The organism is Carnobacterium sp. TMP28 (genome assembly GCF_047553015.1).
In the GTDB taxonomy this organism is placed as follows: Bacteria; Bacillota; Bacilli; order Lactobacillales; family Carnobacteriaceae; genus Carnobacterium_A.
This window is the reverse complement of the sequence record NZ_CP180212.1, coordinates 837,045-863,441: the sequence shown is the minus strand read 5'-3', so window position 1 is coordinate 863,441 and position 26,397 is coordinate 837,045. Positions and strand designations below refer to the sequence as shown.

Annotated in this window: 19 protein-coding genes, 2 pseudogenes and 1 riboswitch; of the genes and pseudogenes, 4 read left to right on the top strand and 17 right to left on the bottom strand. The window is 33.3% G+C overall.

Annotated features, from left to right (window positions below; genetic code table 11):
• Positions 1-6 precede the first annotated feature (6 nt).
• The 5 genes from ACMHYH_RS04150 to ACMHYH_RS04130 form a co-directional block, all read right to left on the bottom strand.
• Entirely contained in the window at positions 7-630 is a 624-nt protein-coding gene (locus ACMHYH_RS04150; RefSeq protein ID WP_414840091.1) for an ABC transporter permease, read from the bottom strand.
• A 12-nt stretch (positions 631-642) separates the two neighbouring features.
• The gene (locus tag ACMHYH_RS04145; protein WP_414840090.1) at positions 643-1,827 is read right to left on the bottom strand and encodes a betaine/proline/choline family ABC transporter ATP-binding protein; all 1,185 of its coding nucleotides are present in this window, start codon (positions 1,825-1,827) and stop codon (positions 643-645) included.
• Positions 1,828-2,043: 216 nt separating this feature from the next.
• On the bottom strand, positions 2,044-3,495 hold the full coding sequence (gene cls / locus ACMHYH_RS04140; protein WP_414840089.1) for a cardiolipin synthase: 1,452 nt from the start codon (positions 3,493-3,495) through the stop codon (positions 2,044-2,046).
• A gap of 102 nt (positions 3,496-3,597) precedes the next feature.
• Positions 3,598-4,191 carry an energy-coupled thiamine transporter ThiT gene (gene thiT, locus ACMHYH_RS04135; protein WP_414840088.1) on the bottom strand — a complete coding sequence of 198 codons (594 nt, stop codon included), beginning with the start codon at positions 4,189-4,191 and terminating at the stop codon, positions 3,598-3,600.
• Between the two features lie 74 nt (positions 4,192-4,265).
• Positions 4,266-4,366, bottom strand: a riboswitch (TPP riboswitch).
• Positions 4,367-4,554: 188 nt separating this feature from the next.
• Positions 4,555-5,049, bottom strand: a complete 495-nt coding sequence (locus tag ACMHYH_RS04130) for a GNAT family N-acetyltransferase (RefSeq protein WP_414840087.1) — start codon at positions 5,047-5,049, stop codon at positions 4,555-4,557.
• A 704-nt stretch (positions 5,050-5,753) separates the two neighbouring features.
• On the opposite strand from ACMHYH_RS04130, the gene ACMHYH_RS04125 reads away from it, so the two are divergent.
• The 3 genes and pseudogenes from ACMHYH_RS04125 to ACMHYH_RS04115 all read left to right on the top strand — a co-directional run.
• Positions 5,754-6,953: a quaternary amine ABC transporter ATP-binding protein gene (locus ACMHYH_RS04125; RefSeq protein WP_414840086.1), complete on the top strand. Its 1,200-nt coding sequence runs from the start codon at positions 5,754-5,756 to the stop codon at positions 6,951-6,953.
• A pseudogene (locus ACMHYH_RS04120) lies at positions 6,946-8,711 on the top strand (ABC transporter permease/substrate binding protein). The gene ACMHYH_RS04125 and the pseudogene ACMHYH_RS04120 overlap by 8 nt, the downstream one beginning before the upstream one ends.
• A 174-nt stretch (positions 8,712-8,885) precedes the next feature.
• Positions 8,886-9,650, top strand: a pseudogene (locus ACMHYH_RS04115) (glycine betaine ABC transporter substrate-binding protein); the annotation flags it as partial.
• A gap of 298 nt (positions 9,651-9,948) precedes the next feature.
• Here the strand turns inward: ACMHYH_RS04115 and ACMHYH_RS04110 are convergent.
• From ACMHYH_RS04110 to ACMHYH_RS04100, 3 genes are read right to left on the bottom strand one after another with little or no spacing between them, the layout of a single operon-like run.
• Entirely contained in the window at positions 9,949-11,628 is a 1,680-nt protein-coding gene (locus ACMHYH_RS04110; protein ID WP_414840085.1) for a ribonuclease J, read from the bottom strand.
• Positions 11,629-11,658: 30 nt separating this feature from the next.
• Complete coding sequence (gene dapA / locus ACMHYH_RS04105) at positions 11,659-12,540, bottom strand: 4-hydroxy-tetrahydrodipicolinate synthase (protein WP_414840084.1); 882 nt, start codon at positions 12,538-12,540, stop codon at positions 11,659-11,661.
• A 34-nt stretch (positions 12,541-12,574) separates the two neighbouring features.
• On the bottom strand, positions 12,575-13,618 hold the full coding sequence (locus ACMHYH_RS04100; protein WP_414840083.1) for an aspartate-semialdehyde dehydrogenase: 1,044 nt from the start codon (positions 13,616-13,618) through the stop codon (positions 12,575-12,577).
• Positions 13,619-13,830: 212 nt separating this feature from the next.
• Between ACMHYH_RS04100 and ACMHYH_RS04095 the strand changes: the two genes are divergently transcribed.
• Positions 13,831-14,595 (top strand): alpha/beta hydrolase, encoded by a 765-nt coding sequence (locus tag ACMHYH_RS04095; protein WP_414840344.1) that lies wholly within the window; start codon positions 13,831-13,833, stop codon positions 14,593-14,595.
• 62 nt (positions 14,596-14,657) lie between these two features.
• Here the strand turns inward: ACMHYH_RS04095 and pnp are convergent, their stop codons facing one another.
• From pnp to ACMHYH_RS04050, 9 genes are all read right to left on the bottom strand, one after another.
• Positions 14,658-16,763, bottom strand: a complete 2,106-nt coding sequence (gene pnp / locus ACMHYH_RS04090; RefSeq protein WP_414840082.1) for a polyribonucleotide nucleotidyltransferase — start codon at positions 16,761-16,763, stop codon at positions 14,658-14,660.
• 210 nt (positions 16,764-16,973) lie between these two features.
• Positions 16,974-17,243 carry a 30S ribosomal protein S15 gene (gene rpsO, locus ACMHYH_RS04085; protein WP_414840081.1) on the bottom strand — a complete coding sequence of 90 codons (270 nt, stop codon included), beginning with the start codon at positions 17,241-17,243 and terminating at the stop codon, positions 16,974-16,976.
• A 221-nt stretch (positions 17,244-17,464) separates the two neighbouring features.
• Positions 17,465-19,453 carry an excinuclease ABC subunit UvrB gene (gene uvrB, locus ACMHYH_RS04080; RefSeq protein WP_414840080.1) on the bottom strand — a complete coding sequence of 663 codons (1,989 nt, stop codon included), beginning with the start codon at positions 19,451-19,453 and terminating at the stop codon, positions 17,465-17,467.
• A gap of 529 nt (positions 19,454-19,982) precedes the next feature.
• Entirely contained in the window at positions 19,983-20,237 is a 255-nt protein-coding gene (gene rpsT / locus ACMHYH_RS04075; RefSeq protein ID WP_414840079.1) for a 30S ribosomal protein S20, read from the bottom strand.
• Between the two features lie 145 nt (positions 20,238-20,382).
• On the bottom strand, positions 20,383-21,417 hold the full coding sequence (holA, locus tag ACMHYH_RS04070; RefSeq protein WP_414840078.1) for a DNA polymerase III subunit delta: 1,035 nt from the start codon (positions 21,415-21,417) through the stop codon (positions 20,383-20,385).
• Between the two features lie 65 nt (positions 21,418-21,482).
• On the bottom strand, positions 21,483-23,843 hold the full coding sequence (locus tag ACMHYH_RS04065) for a DNA internalization-related competence protein ComEC/Rec2 (protein WP_414840077.1): 2,361 nt from the start codon (positions 23,841-23,843) through the stop codon (positions 21,483-21,485).
• Between the two features lie 55 nt (positions 23,844-23,898).
• Positions 23,899-24,354, bottom strand: a complete 456-nt coding sequence (locus ACMHYH_RS04060; RefSeq protein ID WP_414840343.1) for a ComE operon protein 2 — start codon at positions 24,352-24,354, stop codon at positions 23,899-23,901.
• 123 nt (positions 24,355-24,477) lie between these two features.
• A complete protein-coding gene (locus ACMHYH_RS04055; RefSeq protein WP_414840076.1) occupies positions 24,478-25,194 on the bottom strand; it encodes a helix-hairpin-helix domain-containing protein in 717 nt (238 codons plus the stop codon).
• Positions 25,195-25,344: 150 nt separating this feature from the next.
• Positions 25,345-26,388: a SepM family pheromone-processing serine protease gene (locus tag ACMHYH_RS04050; RefSeq protein WP_414840075.1), complete on the bottom strand. Its 1,044-nt coding sequence runs from the start codon at positions 26,386-26,388 to the stop codon at positions 25,345-25,347.
• Positions 26,389-26,397 lie beyond the last annotated feature (9 nt).

Here is a 26,397-nt window from a genome sequence, read left to right as displayed (position 1 = left end):
ATGTTTTTATGCTTGAGCGGGTGTTACTTTTTCCTCTAATTTTCCTAATAAAAAATCTATTATTAATGCCATTAATGTCACCGGTATCGTTCCAGCAAGAATAAATTCAGTACTAAACACATTTAATCCATTAAAAATAAAGTCTCCTAATCCACCAGCTCCGATGTAAGAAGCTAATGCGGCCCATGCTATCACGTATACTCCAGAAAGACGAATACCAGCCATTATCACAGGTGCTGCTTGTGGCAATTCTACAAGCCGTATTAAATCTATATCTGTCATTCCCATACCTCTACCTGCATCTTTTAAACCTGCATCTACTCCTTGTACCCCAATAAACGTATTTCTTAAAATTGGCAGTAATGAATAGATAAATAATGCGACGATGGCAGGGATTTTTCCAATACCTAAAATTGGAATCATCAAAGCTAATAGAGCTAAAGAGGGAACCGTTTGTAAAATAGTTGCTATTCCAATGATAAATGATGATAATCTCTTAAACCGAGTTAGGACAATCCCTAAAGGAACTGCTACGATAACTCCAAGAAATAAAGCAATCATAGAAATATAAAGGTGTTCCCAGGTTTTTAACAATAGGTCAGAACCATTGTTTGCAAAAAAATCAGCCATGTCTCTTCCCTCCTATTCTTTACTTTCTGTTATCGTCATCGATTCCATCTTATTTTCGTTAGGCACAGCAGCTTCATCGCTATCGCCCCAGATTGTATCATAAACAATATCCACTAGCGATGCGCGTGTAACAATTCCTACCAAGTGATCGTTCTCATCTACAACAGGTACGTTTTTAAAGCCACGTTTTAGAATACGCTGAACAGTATCTCTCAAAAGAGTTTCTTTTCTTACAAAATAAACTTTGTTAGACATAATATCCCCAACACTCGTCGCTTTTTTTCTGTTTAAATCGATACTTTCAATATCAACAAAACCTTTAAGTACACCTGCGTCATCTGTTACCAATAATGTATCTACACGTCGATCACGCATAATTTTAATTGCATCTGAAATAGATTTTCCAGGTGTAACAGATGCTGGATTTCTCAACATAACTTGTTCAACTGTTTGGATATTTGGTCTTGCTTGTATTAAGCGATCTTCGCCAATAAAATCTTCAACAAACTGATTAGCTGGAGCTGATAAAATATTATCCGGAGTATCAAATTGAACGACTTTTCCTTCTTGCATGATAACGATTCTATCTGCTAATTTTAAGGCTTCATCCATATCGTGAGTGACAAATACGATTGTTTTATCTAATTCTTTTTGTAATTCTTTAAGTAATTCTTGTAAGGAATCTCTTGTAATCGGATCTAATGCGCCAAATGGCTCATCCATTAAAATAATATCTTGATCAGCTGCTAGTGCGCGAATAACACCAATTCTTTGTTGCTGACCTCCAGATAGCTCGGATGGATAACGATCTAAAAAATCTAAAGGTAAGTCTACTTTTTTGATGAGGTCTTCTGCTATTGCTCTTTGCTTGTCTTGGGGCCACTTCATTAAACGAGGAACAAGTACAATATTATTAAATATTGTCATATGAGGCATTAAGCCAATTTGTTGAATAACGTAACCAATTTTACGTCGCAATTTCACTGGATCTTGTTTCATAATATCTTCACCATTAATTAAAATCTGGCCAGACGTAGGTTCAATCATTCTATTAATCATTCTCATAGATGTTGTTTTTCCACTACCACTCGTACCGATAAAAACAATAAATTCCCCTTTATTAAAAGAAAGGTTGATATTTTCTACAGCTTTTTTACCGCCTTTGTAGACTTTTGATACATTTTTAAATTCAATCATTGCATCCACCCTCTTTTTTAATTTTCGTTTTTTTATAAAAAAAACTCATATAATATAATACTATTATCCATTAAATAGTCTACTTTATCAAATTTAAGTTTTTTTTATTGAACGAACTAGCTAAAAATATCTTGTTTTTATATTACTTTTATTCCTAATCATTTAAAAATATACATAAAAAAACTTCCAAAATCTGGAAGTCTTTTTATGTATATTTTATAGAATTGGAGAAAATAATCTAGAAAAAACCTGCTTAAATTTCAACCATTTTGATTGGTTATCTAGCATTTCTTGAGTTAATAAATAGCTTTTTTCAATATCTTTATAAAAAATATCTCTTTGTTGTTTAGCTACTTCAGGATCGTAAATAAACGCATTAACTTCAAAATTCAATTTAAAACTTCTTACATCAAAATTAGCCGTCCCTATTGAACAAATCTCTCCATCTATAACTATTGTTTTAGCATGTAAAAAGCCATTATCATAAATGTATACTTCCGCTCCAGCAGCAATCATTTCAGCTGCGTAATACGTTGTTGCACGATAAATAAAAGGATGATCTGGCTTATTAGGAATCATAATTTTAACATCTATTCCTGACATTACTGCTATTTCTAGCGTTTCTAATAATGAATCATCAGGAACAAAATAAGGTGTTTGAATAAAAACAGATTCTTTTGCCATACTGATCATTTTTATATACCCTTTTTTTATTTGTTGTATCTCTGTATCTGGGCCACTTGATACAATTTGCATATTTGTTTTTCCTTGTTTTTTTATAAGAGGAAAATAATTTTCCTGATATTCCAATTTGTGGTGAGTAACGGTTGCATTCCAATCCATTAAGAATCTACTTTGCAATGGCAAAACAGCATTTCCTTCAATTTTCATATGGGTATCACGCCAATATCCAAACTTTTTGTATTCTCCTAGGTATTCATCTCCTACATTAAATCCACCAGTATATCCAATTTTACCATCAATAATAACAATTTTTCTATGATTACGGTAGTTGAACCTTAGATTTATTATGCTATGACTTGAGCCGAAGAAAGATTCTGCACGGCCTCCTAAAGATTCTAATTTTTTGAAAAAATTGGATTTAAGCGAACGTGAACCTAATGCATCATAGATAACTAAAACTTCTACTCCTGCAGCTGCCCTATCTTCTAATGCCGTCAATACTCTTCTTCCAATTTTATCATCTTTAAATATATAGTAAACTAAGTGAATATGATGATTAGCACGATACATATCCGCAATTAGTGACTCATATTTTTCTGCTCCGTCTGTAAATAATTGAACTTTATTTCCTTTAGTCAAAATAGATTCATCACTCTCAAGAAATAAACTCGCCATTTCTTTAGCATTTTCAGAGGCTTGCTTACTAGAAAGTAAGTCTTCATCATCTGCTAACATTTCTTTTTGCGCTTGTACTAATTCAAACATACCTATACTTTCTTGAGCTTTAATATCAAAAATCTTTTTCCTTGATAATTTATTTCCAACAAATAAATAAAAGACAAAACCCATAACAGGTAAGAACATCAACACGACTAACCAAGCCCAAGTTGCTGCAATATCACGCTTCTCTCTAAAGACTGTAATAATAGCAAAAAAAGTATTTAACGTAATAATAATGGAAGTAACAGATAAAAATAGTTGCATAAGCAATCCCTTCAAATCGTTTTTTCCTAATCTTACTATGTTCTATCATTTATTACTAGTAATACCATGGGAATTGAAGTTATTCCTTAGTGAGTACTAAGTTTACAATTTTTTTGTTTTAAATTCATTTTTTTTATCTCGTGGTAAAAATAAATTGGGGCTTGTCTTATTTAGTAAAATCAACACCATTACCGTAACGATCATTGTGGCAAGTGCGCTACTTCCATTTGCAATAAATGAATACCATACTGGACTCATTCCTTCGGGAGCATAACTTCCCCAGAAATAATATCCAGCAACAAAATGCCAAAAAAAGCGGGCAATCGTTCCTACTAATGCTGCAAGGGCAATAAAATAAACTGCTTTAATTGGTTGGTTATTTTTTATTGTAGCTTGGACTGGTTTTGCAAATAATCCTGCCATCCCAACAAACATAAACGCTACAAAATAGTCAACAAATCCTTGTACTAGACTCAAGATGGCCACATTACCAGTCAGATAATGCAAAATTCCCCATAAAAACCCAGCAGCTAAGCCCGCAATCGTCCCTCTTCTAAGTGAATACAAAACCAAAGGAATCATCCCCAGCGAAATAGTAAAGCCTGTTCCAATATTAGTAGGTATTATAGATAGAACAATCGCTATCGCTGCAACAATTGTACCTTCAATCCATACACGTAAACTAATACTTCCCATAAAAAAAACCTCCTCTTAATGTGCTGAACAGTGCCACACATCAAAGGAGGAGCTAAAATGATTGTTTTATTAATCAATTGCCCCGTCACAATCCCTACGCTCGTATTAACGAACAGGTTCGAAGGGTTAGAATCAAAGATTCAGTCTCAGCTTTACAGCACCCCTTTGTGATGGTTGTTCTATTTAATTTTTCTTTCTAAACTACTATAGTAAACTTAAATACTCTTGTCAAGTCGCTCCTTCGCCATTTATTATGAGCAATTTAACGAATGATTTCTATTCTAATTGACTTTTAATACTATAAGCTAAAAAATTATCTCTAGCACGTATGCTACATTCTCTCTTTTATCAAAAAAATCTGCTTTATTCTGACGAGTTTTTTAATTTTTTAGAGTAGATAAACTTAAAACTATTTTTTTCCTTATATCGCTTTTTTGTATCTTTAAATCCTGTTTTTAAGTAAAGCATCTGGCCACTAAGATTATCATAATCAACAGCCAAAACTACTTCGTCTATATTATCGAAGCGATCTTTTATATAAAAAGGCAGTGCTTCGATGGATAATTTGCCAAATCCTTTTTCTTGGAATCGTTCATCAATAGAATGATCTCTTAAAAATAAACTAGTATCACTCATTGGAAAAATTTCAATGAGCTTATTTTTTTGCAAAATGAAAAAACCCACTAAACTTTCTTCATTTAAAATCAAAATAGGATATTTTTGTGTTTCGTGAATACTAGTCGTCATTGCCTTTATTGGCATATCTGCATACTGATGGTCCTCCAATACATAACTTTCTATGAAAGGTATGTCCTCTAATGTAGCTTCTTTTAACGTTATCCCTTTGTATTCGATCATATCCCTCACCACCTATTCTTAATACTGAAACAATTTTATGTAAAAATAATATGTAAAATAGGAGAATCTATTAACAGATGACCTTGTAACTTTATCAAATAAATAGCTAGCACAAGTTTTTCTTTTGATACAGTAGTGCTAAATCAAATTAGTTTTTATGTTCTAAATATCAATCATTTTAAAAGCGTTGAGCTACTAAAAATGAGGGTAATTTTAGTGCTGATAGAATTAGCTTTATCCTGTTTTCTATTAGTGTCTCAAAAATAATATTTTTTGTCTATCTTTTTCATCATCTCTTTTTTTTAAATTACAGAGTATTTCACTGTCCTGATAGTATTTATAGCCTATTTCATCTATCAAATACACTTATATTTCTAGAGTATTTCCCTTAAAAAAAATCACTTTTTTTTTGAGGAGTCTATTGTTTTTAACGTTAAATGAGAAAATTCTTATCAAATTATAATTTTCTTCTCATAGTTCCTTTAAAACAGGAATAACTTGCTGTTATTGGTTGGTATTGGGAAGTTGGTTTGTTTTCATTTAAAGTTTTACATGGTAAGCTTTATCTTGTGCTCACTTCTGATATAGGTTTTTTAACAGTAAAAATCTATTTTTAATAGTAAAAAGCAATGTAATTTTTAAATTTTTTCTGTAATAAATTTTTATAAATAGATAGTAAAAAATAAAAAAAGGAGTCGGTTTTATTGACGAAGATTAAAGTAGAAAATGTTACAAAAATTTTTGGTAAAAAAAGTGAACGTGTTACTGAACTTTTGAATCAGAATAAATCCAAACAAGAAATTTTACAAGAAACAGGCGTTACTGTCGGTGTTAATAATGTCAGTTTTACAATTGAAGAAGGCGAAGTTTTTGTCATTATGGGTTTGTCTGGTAGTGGTAAGTCCACTTTAGTTAGAATGCTCAACAGATTGATTGACACAACACAAGGGAATATCTATATTGATGGTGAAAATTTATCTAAGATGAATAAAAAAGATTTACGTGAAGTAAGACGCAAGAAAATGAGTATGGTTTTCCAAAACTTCGCACTGTTTCCTCAACGTACCATTCTTGAAAATACCGAATATGGTTTAGAAATTCAAGGCATCGATAAAAAAGAAAGAACTAAGAAAGCTACGCAAGCTTTAGAAAATGCTGGCTTAGGTGACTACATTCATCAACATCCTAATCAATTATCAGGTGGTATGCAACAACGTGTCGGCTTAGCTAGAGCATTAGCAAACAATCCTGAAATTTTATTAATGGATGAAGCTTTCTCTGCTTTAGACCCACTTATTCGAAAAGAAATGCAAGACGAATTAGTAGAATTGCAAGCAACTGTAAAGAAAACAATTATTTTTATTACTCATGATTTAAATGAGGCCTTAAGAATTGGCGATCGTATTGCCTTAATGAAAGACGGTGCTATTGTACAAATTGGAACACCTGAAGAAATTCTAATGAAACCTGCAGACGATTACGTTGAACGTTTTGTTGAGGATGTTGATCGTTCTAAAGTTCTTACTGCTGAAAATATTATGAAACGACCTGAAACAGTTAATATAAATAAACACGGTCCACGTGTTGCATTAGAACAAATGAAACGTGAAGGAATATCAAGTATTATTGTGGTTGACGATAATCGTAACTTAAAGGGATACGTAACTGCTGAAGATGCTTCTGAGGCGCGTAAAAATTCAATTACAAGCCTAGAAACTATTTTGAAATTAGACATACCAACAGTTGATCGAACAACAACAATGAATGATATTTTTTCAGTTATCCACGATACAGTAACTCCTGTTGCCGTAGTAGATAACAAAAAATTAATTGGTATTATTGTTAGAGGAGCGGTAATCGCTGCACTAGCAGGCGAAAGCGAGGAGGAATTAATCAATGAATGATATCTTAAACTTAGTTCCTAAGCTGCCAGTAGCTGAACAAATTGAAAAGTTAACCGCGTGGATAACGCAAACATTTTCATTTCTGTTTGATCCTATCCAAACGTATTCAGAATTATTTATGGACGGAATCACGACCTTTTTATTGTTTATTCCGCCAATCATTTTTATTCTTTTAATTGCATTGCTAGCATTCTTTGTCTCTGGGAAAAAATTTGGCCTAACTACTTTTTCAGTCGTAGGTTTATGGTTCATTTATAACCAAGGACACTGGGAGAATTTAATGAATACTATTACCTTAGTATTGGTAGCTAGTTTACTTTCAGTTATTATCGGTGTTCCATTTGGAATATTGATGGCTAAAAGCACCATTGCTAACAACATACTAAAACCAGTCTTAGACTTTATGCAAACTATGCCTGCCTTTGTCTATCTCATACCAGCAGTTGCATTTTTTGGTATCGGAGTTGTTCCTGGAGTGTTTGCTTCTTTAATCTTTGCTATCCCACCTACTGTTCGTTTTACTAATTTAGGGATACGTCAAGTTTCTACTGAACTAGTTGAAGCAGCAGAAGCATTTGGTAGTACAGGTTTCCAAAAATTATTTAAAGTCGAACTGCCTCTTGCAACATCAACAATCATGGCAGGGATTAATCAAACAGTCATGTTAGCACTATCAATGGTCGTTATTGCTTCTATGATTGGTGCGCCAGGTTTAGGTAGAGAAGTTCTTTCTTCCTTACAACGAGCACAAATTGGAACAGGATTTGTTTCAGGTATTGGTTTAGTTGTATTAGCGATTATTATTGACCGTATCACTCAAAAATTAACCAACAAAACTAAAAAATAGTAAAAGGTGGTTTTAATTTGAGAAAGAAAAAATTTAACTATTTAGGTATTGTGACAGGACTTGCTCTTTCCATGATTGCTACAGGTTGTGCAACTGATGACTCAAAAGCGCTTAACGATGATTCAGTAGGTAAAGGGCAGGAAATTGATCTTGCTTATGTCGAATGGGATACAGAAATAGCTTCTACGAATGTAATTGGAGCTGTTTTAGAAGAATTAGGTTACGACGTTAACCTAATTCCACTTGATAACGCCGTTATGTGGGAAGCTATTTCAACTGGTGAGGCTGACGCTATGGTTGCTGCTTGGCTACCTGATACACATGCGGCACACTACAAGAATTACAGCGAAAACCTTGTAAACTTAGGTGAGAACCTAGATGGTGCTAAACTTGGTCTAGTTGTTCCTAAATATATGGATGTTAATTCTATTGAAGATCTAACAAATGAAGCTGATAAAACAATCACTTCAATTGAACCTGGTGCAGGCATAGTAGCTGCGACAGAAACTGCAATTGAAGAGTATAGTAGCCTCAGTGGTTGGGATTTAGATACATCCTCATCTGGAGCGATGGTTGTTGCTTTAAAGCAAGCTATTGAAAATAAAGAAGAGATTATTGTTACTGGATGGTCTCCTCATTGGAAATTTTCAACTTATGATTTAAAGTATCTCGAAGATCCTAAAAAAGCTTTCGGGGGAACAGAGACAATCAACACGATGGTTAGGAAAGGCTTAAAGAAAGACAAGCCTGAAGCCTACAAAGTTTTGGACCAGTTTAATTGGACAAAAGAAGATGTTGAATCTGTTATGTTGCCTATCAGTGAAGGTGAAGACCCTAAAGATGCAGCAAAAGCATGGATTAGCGAGCATCCCGAAGAAATATCATCTTGGACAAAAGGTGTAAAAAAATAAATAGGTTAGAAAAGTACTAAAAAATAGGAAAAGGTGGTTTTTATTTTGAAAAAAAATAATTTTAAACGTTTAGGACTTGCAACAGGATTGGCACTTTCATTATTCGCAGCAGGTTGTGCATCCGATGATACAGAAACAGCTAAAGATGATTCAGTAGGTAAAGGTCAAGAAATTGATCTTGCTTATGTTGAATGGGATACAGAAGTAGCTTCTACAAATGTTGTTGGCTCTGTTTTAGAAAGTTTGGGCTATGATGTTACTCTTATTCCTCTTGATAATGCTGTTATGTGGGAAGCTGTTTCGACAGGCGAAGCAGATGCTATGGTTGCTGCTTGGTTACCTGGTACGCACGCAGCTCAATACGAAAAATATGGCGCTGATGTTGATAATTTAGGTGAAAATTTAAGTGGTGCTAAACTTGGCTTGGTTGTTCCTAAGTACATGGATGTTGACTCTATTGAAGACTTAACAGATGAAGCTAGTAAAACAATCACAGGAATTGAACCTGGTGCCGGTGTTGTTGCTGCTACAGAGACAACAATGGAAAAATACGATAATTTAGGTGATTGGAAATTAGAAACTTCTTCATCTGGTGCTATGACCGTTGCATTGAAGCAAGCCATTGAAAATGAAGAAGATATTATTGTTACTGGTTGGTCTCCTCACTGGATGTTTGCAACCTATGATTTGAAATATCTAGCTGACTCTAAAGAAACTTTCGGCGGAGTTGAAACAATTAATACAATGGCTAGAAAAGATTTAGAAAAAGACATGCCTGAAGCTTATAAAGTTCTAGATCAATTTAACTGGACAACTGAAGATATTGAATCTATTATGTTAGCTATCAGTGAAGGTGAAGATCCTAAAGATGCTGCAGAAGCATGGATCGACGATCATGCTGAAGAAGTTGCAGCTTGGACAAAAGGTGTAAGTAAATAAAATTAATTTAATTATCTAGTTTTCACTTAATGTACTAACTAAAAAAAGATGTTTCTTCCTCATTTTGGGAGAAGCATCTTTTTATTGCAGTTTTTTTAATCTAATCATTTTCTAATTAAGCACTCTTTAAGCTATTTTTACCATAATACACTTAATCTAGTACTCATTCGTGTATAGTACACTAACAAGATACGTTAAACAACTATATGAGCCACTCTAGCTTCTCTATCGGCTTGATATAAACAAAAAATTCTAGAAAAGGCCTAAAATAACCCTTTTCTAGAATTTTTTTTACTAGTTAGTTTCTTCTATTTCTTGAACTTGTTTCCATAATAATTGGCAAAATAACAGGTCTTCTTCTTGTTTGTTCAAATAGATACTTGCTAAGCGCATCTCTAATTTCTTGTTTTAGACGACTCCATTCAAACTCTTTATGATTTAAGTTATCTTCTACAACTTTTCTAACAATCTCGTTACTTGATTCAATAAGATCTGTGTTTTCTTTAACGTATACAAATCCACGAGTCATCACCTCAGGACCTGACATGATTTTCCCTTTTTTACGACTAATAGTTACAACAGCTACAAAGATACCGTCTTCGGATAGTAACTTACGATCTCTCAACACAATATTACCAATATCTCCAATACCGATACCATCAACCATCGTATTGCCAGCAGTTACTTGACCGGACATAGACATACGACCAGCTTTGTACTCAACAACGTCCCCTTTGCCAGGAATAAAGATATTTTTAAAAGGAATACCTACTTCATGAGCTAGCTTAGCATGAGCTGCTAAGCGTCGATACTCACCGGTAACAGGAATGAAGTAAGTTGGTTTAATCAGATTTATCATTAACTTTAAGTCATTAGGAGTAGCATGTCCTGAAGCCTTGATGTTATCAGAAATCTGTTTTACTTCTCCACCTGCACGATAAATCATATTTTTCGTCTTATTAACCGTTACTTCCATACTTACAGAAGGACTCGTGACAATATAAACAAGATCGCCCTCTTTAATATTAATTTGTAAGTGTTTGCCCATCGCCATTCTTTGAAGAGTTTTAATCGGCTCTCCAGTTGTACCAGTTTCTAAAATAACAATTTCATTATCTGGATATTTTTCAATATCTTCAATTGAAACAATTAAATCTTCATTAGGCAAATGTATTTTTTTTAGTTTCATAGCTAATTCAACAATTTCTTCTACCTTTTTACCAGTAAAAAATATTTTCCGACCAGACTTATAGGCTGCATCCATCACTTGTTGAATACGTAGAATATTACTGGCAACACTTGCTACAATAATGCGCTCTTTAGTGTTGCGGAATGTATCTTCTACTTGTTCAGCAACTTTATAATCACTCATATTTTCGATAGAGCTCTCAGCATCACTTGAGTCGCTTAATAAAGCTAATACTTTAGTCTTTCCAATATCACTTATTTTGGCTAGATCAGTCTGATAAGCAGGAGTAGCACTTTGATCAAATTTAAAATCGCCAGTATAAACAATGCTGCCTTCAGTTGTTTTTAATGTCACACCTACTGAATCTGGAATAGTATGGGTTGTTCTAAAAAATCCTAGAACAGCATGCTCAAATTCAATTTCGGTATCTTCATCGACAATATGGTAGTCATCAAAATGACTGACTTGGCTATCTTTTTCAACAAATAATTTTGCTAATGCAATAGTCAATTCTGTACCAAAAACGGGTACATCAAATTTTTGAAGAAAATAAGGTAGTGCCCCAATGGCATCTTCGTGTCCGTGTGTTAAAAATACACCAGTCACACGATCACGATTTTCTTCTAAATAGCTAAAGTCAGGAATAACGATATCTATCCCTAATAATTCCGTTTCTGGATACATCAAACCGCAATCCAAAACAAATATTTCTTCATTCACTTCAACAACATACATATTCTTTCCATTTTCACGCACGCCGCCTAGTGGAATTATTTTAATATTACTCATTTCTTCACCTCTGTTTCTTTCTATTTGTTTTTATTTATTCGTTAAATTCAAGTGATTTAAAATCGCTTGAGTTTCTTCTTTTGTACAATCCACTAAAGGCAATCTTACACTTCCTACTTCTACTCCTAGCGTATTTAAAACCATTTTGACCGGCGCAGGAGAAGGCACAGAAAAAAGGCTATTCATTTTAGGTATTAGTCGACGGTGCTGATTTGCAGCTTCAACGATTTTACCTTTACCGAGAAGATCATACATATCTTTCATTTGATTACCTAGCACATGACTTGCGACAGAAATAACACCGTTAGCCCCTATACATTTAGCTGGGAAAGTCAGATTATCTTCACCAGTATAGACTAGAAAACTATCCTTTGTTTTTTCAACAATTTCACTCATAGCATCTAATCCCATACATTCTTTAACACCAATAATATTTTTAAAATTTGCTAAGCGAATTGTTGTAGCAGGATCAATCGACACACTGGTTCTACTTGGAACATTATAAATGATGATAGGTAAATCCGTATTTTTAGATACAGCTTCAAAATGAGCGTATAATCCAGCTTGGTTAGGTTTATTGTAATACGGTGCAACAACTAATACTGCATCTATCCCTTTAATATTCTCCACTTCTTTTGTAAAAGAAATTGTTTCAGCTGTATTATTCGTCCCTGTCCCTACAATAACTGGAACACGACCATTGATAATCTCTACCGATTTCTTGTACAATTCTAACTTTTCGTCGTGAGATAATGTTGGAGACTCTCCTGTTGTTCCGCCTATAACAAGCCCTTCACTTCCGTTAACTAAAAGGTAATCAATTAAGGGGGCTAACTTATCATAATCAATTTGCCCTTTTTCATCAAAAGGAGTAGTCATTGCTGTTATAATTCTTGCTTTTGCTAAATCCATTAAAGACACCTTCTCTTTCATGATTCACTCTATTTTATTTCTTTATTAATTCCAGAGCATGTAATTTTTCAGCAATTTGAACTGAATTTAAAGCTGCACCTTTGATTAAGTTATCTGATACAACCCACATATGATAGCCGTTTCTCACATCTATATCTTGTCTAATTCTTCCAACAAATGTTTCTTTTTTTCCTTCCGCTGTTAAAGGAGTAGGATATAATTGTATAGAGGGATCATCTTGCAGTTCTACTCCTGGTGCTGATTGCAATATTTCTTTTATACCAGAAACAGACGCTGATTCATCATTTACTTCTATATAAATAGATTCTGAATGGCCAGATACTACAGGTACACGAACACAGGTAGCCGAAACTTTTATTTCGCTATCTGACATAATTTTTTTTGTTTCATTTATCATTTTCCACTCTTCAAAAGTATACCCTTCTTCGGAAAATAAATCGATTTGCGGTAAAATATTAAATGAAATAGGATAATGTTTTTTGTCCCCACCTGAGGGCAAAATAGTTGCTTCATAAGCTTCATTATTCAGCATTTGTCGAGCTTGATCTTTCATTTCTTTAACAGCAGCTATTCCAGCACCACTAACTGCTTGATAAGTTGAAACAATAATTCGGCTTAAACCATATTTTTTACGAATGGGCTCTAATGCTACCATCATTTGAATAGTTGAACAATTCGGGTTTGCAATAATACCCTTATGCTCTTTTAACGCTTCAGGATTCACTTCCGGAACAACTAACGGAACTGTTGGATCCATACGGTAAGCACTTGTGTTATCGATAACGATTGCACCACGTTTGACCGCTTCTGGAGCAAATTGTTGTGAAATACTTCCACCAGCACTAAATAAAGCAATGTCAACACCGTTAAATGATTCAGGAGTTGTCTCTTCAACCACTAATTCTAGGCCATTTACTACTATTTTTTTCCCTACTGATCGTTTTGAAGCAAGAACTTTAATTTCGCGAATGGGTAGAGTTGAACTTTCTAACATTTCAATCATCTTTGTTCCAACCGCTCCGGTTGCACCGACTACAGCTATCGTATATTTACTCATTTGATTATTGCCCCTTTTATAAAACTAGTTCTATTTATTCATTATTTTTCATTTACCCTACAGACGTAACCAATATACATTTTATCATAAATAGCGATGAAATCATACAGAAGTAGATTATTCCCTTTGTTTTAACTAAATTGAACTAAATGAATAAAATTAATGCTAAAATAAATAAGCACTTAAAAAATAAAGTAAATAAAGGAGAAAAAATGAAAAACAAGAAAAAAATAGCCATTTGGTTTACTTTGATCCTACTACTCTTAATTGCAGTTGGATTCATCACGCTTAAAAATTTTACCTATCAGCCCTCTTCTTTAGCGTTTGAAGCTGCGACTAATTCTAATTCTTATATTGTTGAAACAACAAATGATGTTGTATATTTTAAACCAATAAAAAAACCTCTTACTCATTCGCTTATTTTCTATCAAGGGGCACTTGTTAATCAAAAAAGTTATAGTATTTGGGCTTCAAAATTAGCATCTGAAGGATACCCAGTATACTTGGTTCATCATCCTTTTAATTTAGCTGTTACGAATAAGAATAAGGCTCAAGACATTATCAAAGAGTATGCTATTAAAGAGTATATAATAGGTGGACATTCTTTAGGCGGCGTGATGGCTAGCCGATATGCGCATGATAAACAAAAAGACCCGACACTAGATACAGGAAGCTTAAAAGGTGTTTTCTTTTTAGCAAGTTATCCAGATAGTAATGGCAGTCTAAACAATACTGATTTATCTGCTTTAACTGTAACCGGATCAAATGATGGTGTTTTGGACCAACAAGCTTATCTAGAAAGCAAAAAATTCTTACCAAATCAAACATTGTATTCATCTATTGAAGGTGGAAACCATGCTGGTTTTGGAAGTTATGGACGACAAAAAGGCGACAGTTCCGCTACTATCACCAATAAAGAACAGCAAGAAATCCTTTATTCGACTCTCTCTTCTTGGCTTAAAACATTCAAAGATTAACATTTTATTCTTTACAATTAAAAAAGTAGACCTGCAATTAAAATGCAGGTCTACTTTTTTGTTTAGTCTTCTTTTTTCAATAACGCTTTAACAGAAAGATTGATTCTTCCTTGCTTATCGATTTCAACAACTTTCACATCTAACACTTGTCCCATAGTTAAAACATCTTCTACTTTAGCTACTCGTTCATTAGCTAATTCAGAAATATGAGCTAGTCCATCTTTGCCTTTAGCGATTTCAATAAAGGCCCCGAATTTTTCAATTCGTTTTACTTTACCTGAGTAAACTTTGCCAATTTCAATATCTTTCGTTAATTCTTCAATAATTTCTTTTGCACGCTTAATCATTGAAGCATCTTCTGAAGCAATACTAATTTTACCTTCTTGATCAATGTCAATTTTTACGCCAGTTTCTTCAATAATTGCATTGATTTGGTCTCCACCACGGCCAATAACAACTTTGATTTTTTCTGGTTTAATTTGCATCATTTCAATCTTAGGTGCATATTTACTCAATTCTGAATGTGGCTCAGCGATAGTAGAAATCAATTCATCTAAAATTTCTAAACGTGCTTTTTTAGCCTGAATCAAGGCTTCTTCTAAAATTTGAGGAGTAATTCCTTGGATTTTAATATCCATTTGTAAAGCTGTAATTCCGTCTTTTGTTCCAGCTACTTTGAAATCCATATCGCCTAAGTGATCTTCTAGTCCTTGAATATCAGTTAAAACTGTATAATTCTCGTCTTCCATGACAAGTCCCATAGCGATACCAGCTACTGGTGATTTAATAGGCACACCGGCATCCATTAAAGCTAGTGTCCCAGCACAAATACTTGCTTGAGATGAAGAACCATTTGATTCTAATACTTCTGAAACTAAACGAATCATGTATGGGAAATCTTCTTCATTAGGAATAACCTGTGCTAAAGCTCTCTCTCCAAGAGCTCCGTGCCCAATTTCACGACGTCCTGGTCCACGACTAGGACCAGTACTTCCAACTGAAAATTGAGGGAAATTATAATGATGAATAAATCTCTTACTTTCTTCAATCCCTAGTCCATCAATGATTTGATGTTCTCCAAGTGGAGCTAAAGTAGCAACAGTCAAAGCTTGTGTTTGTCCACGTGTGAACAGACCTGAACCGTGTGTTCTTGGCAATATACCAATCTCTGAGGATAATGAGCGTATCTCATCAATTTTACGACCATCGGGACGAATTTTATCAACTGTAATTAAGCGACGAACTTCGTCTTTTTCAATATTTTCAACAATTGTTTTAATTTCTTTTTTAATGCGCCCAGCTTCTTCGTGATCTTGATATTTTTCATTGTAAAAAAGAATAGCTTCTTCTTTTACTGACTCAATATTTTCTTCACGAGCTAACTTTTCTTCTGTTTTGATAGCGATACTCATTTTTTCTTTGTATGCATCCGTTACTTCTTCTTCAAGTTCTGGATCAATTTTCAATAAAGAAATACCAATTTTTTCTTTACCAACAGCTTGTTTGATTTCCTCTTGGAAGGTAACAAGTTCTTGAATAGCTGCATGTCCGAATAATAAAGCACCTAACATATCTTCTTCAGATACTTCTTTTGCGCCACTTTCAACCATATTTATAGCAGAACTTGTGCCAGCAACTGTCAAATGAATGTCAGACATAGCTTCTTGTTCTACTGTAGGATTAATGATATATTCTCCGTCAACACGACCAACATCAACACCTGCGATAGGTCCTGAAAAAGGAATATCTGAGATGACTAAAGATAACGATGAGCCAAACATTGCTGAAAATGAAGGTGAACAATCTTTTTCAACTGACATAACTGTATTTGTTACTTGAACTTCATTACGGAAGCCATCAGCAAACATTGGACGTATTGGACGATCAATTAATCGTGCGGTTAATGTAGCAGCTTCACTTGGGCGAGCTTCGCGTTTGATAAAGCCACCTGGAATTTTACCTACTGAATACATTTTTTCGTCATAGTTTACAGTCAACGGGAAAAAATCTACATCTTTTGCTTTTTTGCTCGCTACTGCCGCTGATAATACTACTGTATCACCATAACGAATCAATACTGCACCATTAGCTTGCTTTGCTAATTGTCCAACTTCAACGGTTAATGTACGTCCTGCCCACTCTTTAGTAAAAATTTGTTTTTCTGACATAAATGGTTTTTCTCCTTTTTTTTCAAACTTCTATTCATTATTCCAAACAGACTACTAAACAAATGTCAATCTTCAAATCATTAAAAACTCACATTTGTATAGTAGGATGGCTAATAGAACACAGTTTGATTTTTTAAATTTCATTAGCTAAAATGTGCAAAAATAAAGCGAGATTCCTACGAACCTCGCTTTATGGTAAGACAAACATGTTTAACGACGTAAGCCTAGTCTTTGGATTAGTTCGCTATAACGACCAGCATCTTTGTTACGTAAATATGCTAATAAGTTACGACGGTGACCAATTTTTTTCATAAGTCCACGGTATGAGTGGTGATCTTTTTTGTGAACACGTGCATGTTCGTTTAAGTGATTAATTTCTGCAGTTAATACAGCAACTTGTACTTCTGGAGAACCTGTATCTCCTTCGTGTGTTGCATATTCTGTCATAATCTCGTTCTTTCTTTCTTTAGAAATTGCCATTTCTAAACACCTCTTCCTTTTAGTTTATCCTGTTACTGAGTAGACGTTGGTGAGTCGTTAAACCAAGTAAAGGATATATGTTTTACATTTACAAACTTTACATGATATCACGAAGAAATGCAAGGATTAATTATTTTAACCTAGTTGTTTTTTAAGTTTTAATAACTGAACTATTTTATTTAGAATGGTTTCTCTGTTCTTAGTTTAATCAAGGTCGCTTTTTATTTATATTGAGCTGTTAATTCTAGGACGATATCTCTTAAATTCGCAGCTTTTTCAAAATCAAGTGCTTTTGCTGCTTCATGCATTTCATTTTCCATATTTTTTATTAATTCTCTTCTTTCTTGCTTCGTCATTTTGGCTACTTTTTTAGAAGAAAGTCCTTCTTTAGCTTCACCTGAGACAGCCGTGGTAATAGAGATTAGATCCCGTACTTCTTTAATAATTGTTGTTGGTGTCATATTATGTTCTTTGTTATAAGCTTTTTGTGTTTCACGACGTCTTTCTGTCTCTCCTATTGCTGCTTTCATTGAATCTGTTACCCGATCAGCGTACATAATGACTCTTCCATTTTGATTACGTGCAGCTCGTCCAATCGTTTGAACTAATGCTCGCTCGCTTCTTAGGAAACCTTCTTTATCTGCATCAAGTATGGCTATTAAAGAAACCTCAGGTACGTCAATGCCTTCTCTCAATAAATTGATACCGATTAGCACATCGTAAACACCTAGTCGTAAGTCTCTTATAATCTCTGTTCTCTCTAGCGTTTTTATATCACTATGAAGATAAGATACTTTTATACCTATTTCTTTTAAGTAATCCGTTAAATCTTCAGACATTTTTTTTGTTAATGTCGTAATAAAAGTTCGCTCATTATTTTCTACCCTTTTATTAATCTCATTAATTAAATCATCAATTTGTCCCTTGATCGGACGGACTTCTATTATTGGATCAAGCAGTCCGGTTGGACGAATAATTTGTTCAACTACTTCCGGAGTTCGCTCTAATTCGTACGGTCCAGGTGTTGCAGAAATATACATAATTTGGTTCACATGCTTTTCAAACTCCTCTAAGCGTAAGGGTCTATTATCCAACGCACTAGGTAAACGAAATCCGTATTCAATTAATCGCTCTTTTCTTGCTCTGTCTCCATTATACATCCCTCTTATTTGAGACATAGTGATATGAGACTCATCTATTACAATCATAGAATCCTCTGGGAAGAAATCTATTAATGTATAGGGTGGTTGACCAGGTTTCCTGCCATCCATATGCCTCGAATAATTTTCAATTCCTGAACAATAACCCATTTCTAAAAGCATCTCTAAATCATAATTGGTTCGCTGTTCTAGGCGCTGTGCTTCAATGAGTTTATCTTCTGCACGTAGAACTTTTAGTCGATCTTCTAATTCTTTTTGGATGGTTACGACAGCATGTCTTGTTTGTTCATCATTTGCAACAAAGTGAGTAGCTGGAAATACGGGTACATGCTGAACTTCAGCTTTGACTTCCCCAGTTAAGACATCTACTTCAGTAATTCGGTCTATTTCATCTCCAAAAAATTCTACTCGCACAGCATCCCTATCTCTAGAAGCTAAAAAGATTTCAACAACATCGCCACGTACTCTAAAATTCCCACGTTGAAAATCGATATCATTTCTTTCAAACTGCATATCGACTAAGCGGCGTAGCATATCATCTCTTTTCATTTCTGTTCCAACTCGCAACGATAAAACATGATCTCGGTAATCTACTGGATTTACCAAGCCAAAAATACAAGACACAGAAGCTACTACAATCACGTCCCGACGTTCCAGTAGCGAACTCGTAGCAGAATGTCGTAATTTATCGATTTCATCATTCACACTAGATTCTTTTTCAATAAATGTATCACTAGAGGGAACATAGGCTTCAGGTTGATAGTAGTCATAATAACTAACAAAGTACTCTACTGCATTATCAGGGAAAAATTCTTTAAATTCACCATACAGCTGACCTGCTAATGTTTTATTATGTGCAATAACTAGCGTCGGCTTGTTAACTTCTTGAATCACGTTAGATACTGTAAAGGTCTTACCAGTACCAGTTGCTCCCAATAAGGTTTGTTCTTTTTTTCCTTCTTCAATTCCTTTAACTAATTCTTTAATAGCATTTGGTTGATCTCCGCCGGGTACATAATTGGATACTAATTTAAATTGATTTTTTTCCATCTTAGCTTCACATCCAGTTTCTTAAATTTTTCATATAAATTAATCATGCACGATCTTAACTGCTTTATTTTACCATTGAACGTACGTTCTTACAACGATAAGGAATTATCCTCCTTTTTTTGAGAGGAATACTTTTATTAAAGCTAACTAATTTTTATAACTAATAAATCAATAGGTTACTCATACCAATCAAAAGGGCTTTATTTTTTAAAAAATCTATGCTATAATAATTGTGTATTAAAAGTAAGTATGTAGTTTTATATAAAATAGTTTTAAAGAAATTTATTCACACTGGCACAGTTTTAGAACTGTAAGGACATAAAAGAGGTTGGGTTTATGTTGTCTAAATGAGAAATCAATTAATATAATTTAACTAGTATTTTCCCCGAATAACTTTAGAAATATTTATTTTTAATTAGAAAGCCACTCCATTTCGGAGTGGCTTTCGTCAATTTTATAGACAAAAAAGACCACAAACATAATAAATTATGTTTGTGGTCTTCACAAAAAGTAAGTTAACTACAATATCTTATTTAGCTAATTTAGCTGTTAAACGAGATTTATCACGGTTAGCTTTATTTTTATGAATCAATCCTTTAGACGCAGCCATGTCAATAGCTCTGATTGCTTGCTTGTGTAAAGCTACAGCACTTTCGTCACCAGCTTCATTAGCTTGAACGAATTTTTTGATAGCAGTACGCATAGCACTCTTTTGAACGTTATTTTCTAAAGCAGATTTCTCTGAAGTACGAACACGTTTGATTGCAGATTCGATGTTTGGCATTTGATTCACCCCACTTTCAATTAATTACAACTTAAAATAGATTATTCTAGTTGTTTCCCACGTTAATCATTATACATAATGGATAGACCTATTGCAATATAAACTGTAAAGTTTTTTTACTTGATAGCCAAGCTATTCATATTATTTAAACCATTGAATGATTGCTAGCAAATTGCAAAACAAATAATTCAAATTGCATTTCTCTTTTACCTTGACCGGTTTTTAGACGGTATTCTGTTTCAATTAAGCCGCTATATGCATCCGATAAGACCTTTTTACTGAATGGACGCATATGTTGGATACTCAACTTAATTCTATAGGGATGGACTTTTAACATCTTAGCTATATCACCTTGTTGGTATCCCTTTTTTTCAAGGATTTTTACTTGGAGTAGAAGTCTAAATTGAGAAGTCATAATTGCATTAATTTTAATAGGATCTTCTTTTTGCAACAATAAATCATGATACAATTCTAAAGCTGGACCTACTTTTTTCTTCAGTACATAATCATTAAGTGAAAAAATATTTTGTTCAAGTGATCTTGTTATTAATTGTGAAACTGCTTCTTTGGTAATTCTTTTTTTATCCTGTCCAAATAGGAGCAATTTAGGCAATTCAGACATGGCTACGGAAAGATTTGCATCCGTTAATTGAACAAATAATTCAAAAGCTTCAGAGGATACTGTAAAACCTTCGTTTTCAATTGTTGTTTTTAAGTAACTTCTCATTTCTTTTTCTGATAAAGTAGTCGTTTCAATAATAAGTGCATTTTTCTTTAATAATTTACTTATTTTCTTTCGTTCATCTAACTTTTCGTAAGGAGCAAAAATAACTAAAGTAGTCGTTTCAGAAGGTTTTAATACATAATTTTCGAACCACTTCATATCGTGTTCAAGTTTAGCTTTATTTTTATCCCCAGTTAAAAAAAGCGGATGATCAATAATAACTAACCGTCTATCCCCGAAGAAAGGAATAGATTCTGCATCTTCTAATGCTGTACCTAAAGGAACTTCACTCATATCGTATATACCCAGATTCAAGTCAATCTCATCCTCTTTTAAAATCGAATAGATAAACGTCTCTCTAAGTGTCCGATTTAAATAAGATTCTGTTCCTAAAACTAAATAAACTGAGCTAATTTGATTGTTTCGTAATTTTGCAACTTCTTTTGAAAAATTCACCGCATAACACCACTTTCTTATCCTCTATACATGGTACAAAGCCTAATTACATTTTGCAAGCTCAATCAGTCTTTTTCTTTAAGAATTGGATAAAAAGACTCTTTATATCCATTTTTACCTATTTTTATATAGTTGAAATGAATCGCTCCATTTGTATCTGTTCGATAGATTTGACTAGATTGAATCCGATTAAGTACTTCTGAATTGGGATGATTGTACCGATTATTTACTCCACAAGAAATTAATGTATACTTTGGCTGAATAAAATCAATAAAATTCTGACTAGTGGATGTTTGACTTCCATGATGAGCTACTTTTAAAACATCTACCTTTAAATTTGGATAATGTTGAATTAATTGATTCTCCCCATCTTCAATATCTCCTGTAAATAACCAAAAATAGGACCCTATTTTTCCATATAAAACCATAGAATCATTATTGTCTCCTTTTCCTGGAGAAAGTGGCCACAATACAGCTAATGTCGAATTGACAGCTGTTATTTTTTCTTCTGATGCAATAATCTCATGAATCACTGTCTTAGAGTCAGCTATCTTTGAAACAGCTTTTTGAAAAGAGGGCTTATTTAATGTTCCTACAGGAAAAATTAGCTCTTTCACTTTAATAGATTGTGTCAAATCCAATAAAGCGCCACAGTGATCCTCATCTCCATGAGAAATGAGTACCTGATCCAAACTCCCTATCCCTTGTGATTTCAGAGTCGGTATGACTACTCGTTTAGCTAGTGAAGAAGGATTTTTTCTCTTTTGCCATTCTTGTGTCTCAAAAGCTATAGAGCCCCCAGTATCAATTAGGTAGTTCCCTCTTCCAAACGATTTTTTTATTATTATCGAATCTCCTTGTCCTACGTCGATTACAATTACTTTATCAAAAGGAGAATAACGTTGATAGTTGCTAAAAAGAATGAATGAGATAATTAATAATAAGGTACTGAATAGTCTTCTATTTATACTATTTCTATTCTCTTCTAATGTTAAAATAAAATAAATTAGAGAACAACTAAAAATTAGCGTTAAAAAAAGAGGGACTCTTCCAGTAACAATTGTGATAAAAGGTAACTCGCTAATCATCTCAGCTATTTTTTCGATAATAGTTAACATTTTTTCAGTACTTAGTACACTGTATTGAAAAAAGGAGCTTTGATAAAAAATAAAAGATGAGATCAATAGAACAATAAATATTGGCAACAATAGCCAAGTAAATAAAGGGACAAAAAGCAGATTAGCAAAAATTCCAATCCAAGAAAATTCAAAAAAATGATAAGATAATATTGGAATAGAAACTAACATAAGGATAAAAGAAATCATAAAGTTCGTAATAATAGGGAATCTTGAAACAGTAAAATAGGTTTGTGACAGAATCAATAACACTAAACTTAAAAGATAGCTTAATTGAAAGCCTACTGAAAATAATTGGTAAGGATCAATAAGAATAGCAGATAATAATGTCCATGACCAAACATCTAGACTGGAAACAACTTTTTTAAAATGGGAACAAGTTAATAAAATTAACGACATCACAATTGCTCGATAGACACTTGTACCCCAGCCAGTCAAATTTCCATAAAAAGGCAAAACAATCAGCATAATATAAAATGTTGTCTCTTTAGTCACTCCTATTCGCCACAACAAATAAACTAGCCCCGTCAAAAAAAATTGAATATGTAATCCTGAGATGCTCAGCAAATGAATGATCCCTATTTCTTTAAACTGTTGGATAGTTGTTTTATCAAGAGAATTTAAATCAGCAAAAAGGAGTGTTTTCATGTATTGAGAGACTTTCACTGTAAATTTCTTATCAATCTGTTTTAACAAAGCCATTCTCATATTCGCTGGTTTTAATTTAGTCAAAAAAGTAGATTTCGGTTGATACAACGATTGAATTGTTTCAGCTTTTAAAATCCAATGCACTTTTTTACGTTTTAAAAATGTTTGATAATTAAATTGATTTTGATTTCGATTCTTCTCTGGCTGTTCTAAATTACCTGAAATCGTAACAGTAACTATAGTTGTTTGTGATTCCCAGATCTTTTTTTCTTTTATCGAATTAAGCGTGTAAAAAACAACCAATTTTTCGGCTATTGGCAGCGTATTAGCTGATTTGTCAGTCGTTGCGTAAAACTGCAGTTGATCACCATCTATTTTTATTTGATCTGGTTTAATAATTAATGTAAAATTTTTGTCTTCAGTAGTTAATTTAGTTTGATTTGTCCACTGATGAACGTTTGTAACCAAAATAACCAAAAAGGATAAGAGTAGTGAGCCAATAATTAACGTTAATCTTTTAGTCTTATACAGACGTAACAAGAAAATGAGATACACCATAACTGCTAGCCAATGCATTGATGTTAAAACGATTAGTGAACTTATTAAACCAAGTATCGCTGGAAATAAGAAATAACTTCTCATTTTTTAATTACAGTTAATACTGTCTACAGCAATTTTTTTTAATAAAATCATTAGCTTAAAATTTCAATTCTTTAAAAAAGTTTTCTGATAGAAAAACTTTTTCGCATTGAACGTGGGCTTGTTCAATTAAATTTAATGCGTATTCATTATTGTGATAATCTTCTAAATAATATATTTTTTTTATTCCTGATTGAAGAATCATTTTAGTGCATTGAAGACAAGGAAAGTGAGTAACATATATTTCTGCCCCTTCTGTTTGTACACCGAATTTTGCACATTGTAAGATAGCATTCATTTCAGCATGTATCGTACGGATACAGTGACCGTCTACCACGTAACATCCTTCATCAATACAATGCTTATCTCCGCTTACAGAGCCATTATAGCCACCAGCAATAATGCGTTTTTCTCTTACTATCGTAGCTCCAACAGTTAGTCTAGTACAGGTACTTCTTAAAGAAAGCAATAGGCTTTGTGACATAAAATATTGGTTCCATGGGATTCTTTCCACCATCACTTGTTCCTCCAATTTGATTTCATTTTATTATCCAATTAATAATCAGTTCATATACTAAACGTTTCTATTAGTATACAAAAGCTTTTCTACGTTTTCAATCTTTCGTAAATAAAATAATCAATCTGTGCCCACACTAATAAATTCAGCTAATGCTTCAAATGTTTTATCGCCAATGCCAGAAACTTCTTTTAATTCTTCAACAGTTTTAAATGACCCCTTTTCTTGCCTATATTGTAAAATACGTTCAGCTTTTTTTTCACCAATCCCGGATAGTGTTTGTAGTTCAACGATATCTGCAGTATTGAGGTTTACTTTATCTGTTTGTGTTTCATTTGTTTCATTTAATGGACTACTCACTATTGGTAGATTTCCTTCCTTATTATTTGTATCTATATTTGAGTTTTCTGCTCCTAATACAGGTATCGTAATCATCATCTGATCGGTTAACTTTTGAGAAAGATTAACCTTGCTTTGATCAGCTGTTGGCAAGAATCCACCGGCCAAAATAATGACATCTGTCAAACGCGTTTCTGAGTTTATTTCATAGACTCCTGGTAATTGAACAGCACCCTTAACATCAACAAAAATAGAGGTCGTTACAACTGTTTCTTGCTTATTTTTGTTTTCATTTTCATCTGAAACAAGGCTACTTTGGAGTGAAGAAGCATGACTAATATAAAAATCAGTTTGAGATTCATCTGACTGGATAGTTGTTTCTGATTCAAAAATAAGATTAAAAACTAAAAAGAAGATAATCAACAGGCAAATAATAATTGAACTAATCGCTAATAGTGATTTTCTTTTTATTAGTTCTATTTTAATTTTTTCAATCATCTAGCATTACCTCCTCTGAATTTATCGTATCTACTAAATTATCCGCAATTAGGTAGGTTTAACTTTATTATTAAGCCCATTTTTCTATTAGGTTTTGGCATAAAAATAAAACACACCCCCCAGACTGTTAAGTGTCTTGGGAAGTGTGTTTTATTTTAATTGTTTTAAATAGTTTATAGCATCTTGAAAGTGTTTAACGGGAATAATTTTCATTTCAGTATCTATTTTTTCAGCTGCTTTTAAAGCTTCTTCATAATTTGATTGTGTGTTTGGATAATTTTTTTTAATGACCGAATTAATGGAATCATCCGGTGCAAAAAAGATTGTTGCTCCTTCTTTACTAGCCGCTACAACTTTTTTATCAATTCCACCAATTCGCCCAATTGTTCCATCAGGTGAAATGGTGCCTGTTCCAGCAATCTCATTGCCTTTACGTAAATCTTGCTTGATTAATTGTGCATATAGTTGAAGAGTATACATAAACCCGGCAGAAGGCCCTCCGATATCTTCTGAATCAATAGAAACAGGTATATCTGTTTCTATTGAGGTACGGTCAACTAAACTAATACCTAACCCAGCTGCTTTAGTTTGTTCTATCTCTATCAAAGGAGCAGAAATAGTATTCTCTTTATTCTCTCGTTGATACGTAACCGCAATAGCTTGTCCAGGACTTCTACTTTTTACATAGTCAATAAATTCAGCAGAACTCTTAAATTTTTGACTGTCTAATGCTGTTACTGTATCTCCAACAAATAGTTTTTCAGAAAAATTTGACTCTGGTAAAATAGACATCACATAAATTCCTTCATAGTTTAATGTATACTCTTCATTTGCTGTCTTATAGGCTAACTCAATAGCTGCATTAATTGAACTATCCATATAGTATTTTTGTAAATTATCATACTCTTGACTTGATTCTGTTGTACCAAAGAGTTCTTTCTTGGTTACTCCTTCATGAAAAGGCAAGTATTTTGTAAAGTAAATTAAAGGTGTAGCTCTACGAATTGAAACGGTCGTTAACATAAAACTTCCTGGATTTTCATCAACTTTATTATTGACTTCAATTAACTCATTTAATCGAACTGCTGAGCCTGGCGCTTCAATATAGTAAGGGAGAGGAACGGTCAATCCTAAAACAAGAAATAGAGTCGCAACAACTAAACTAATGGTTTTATTATTTTTTATTTTTTTCATTACAATCAC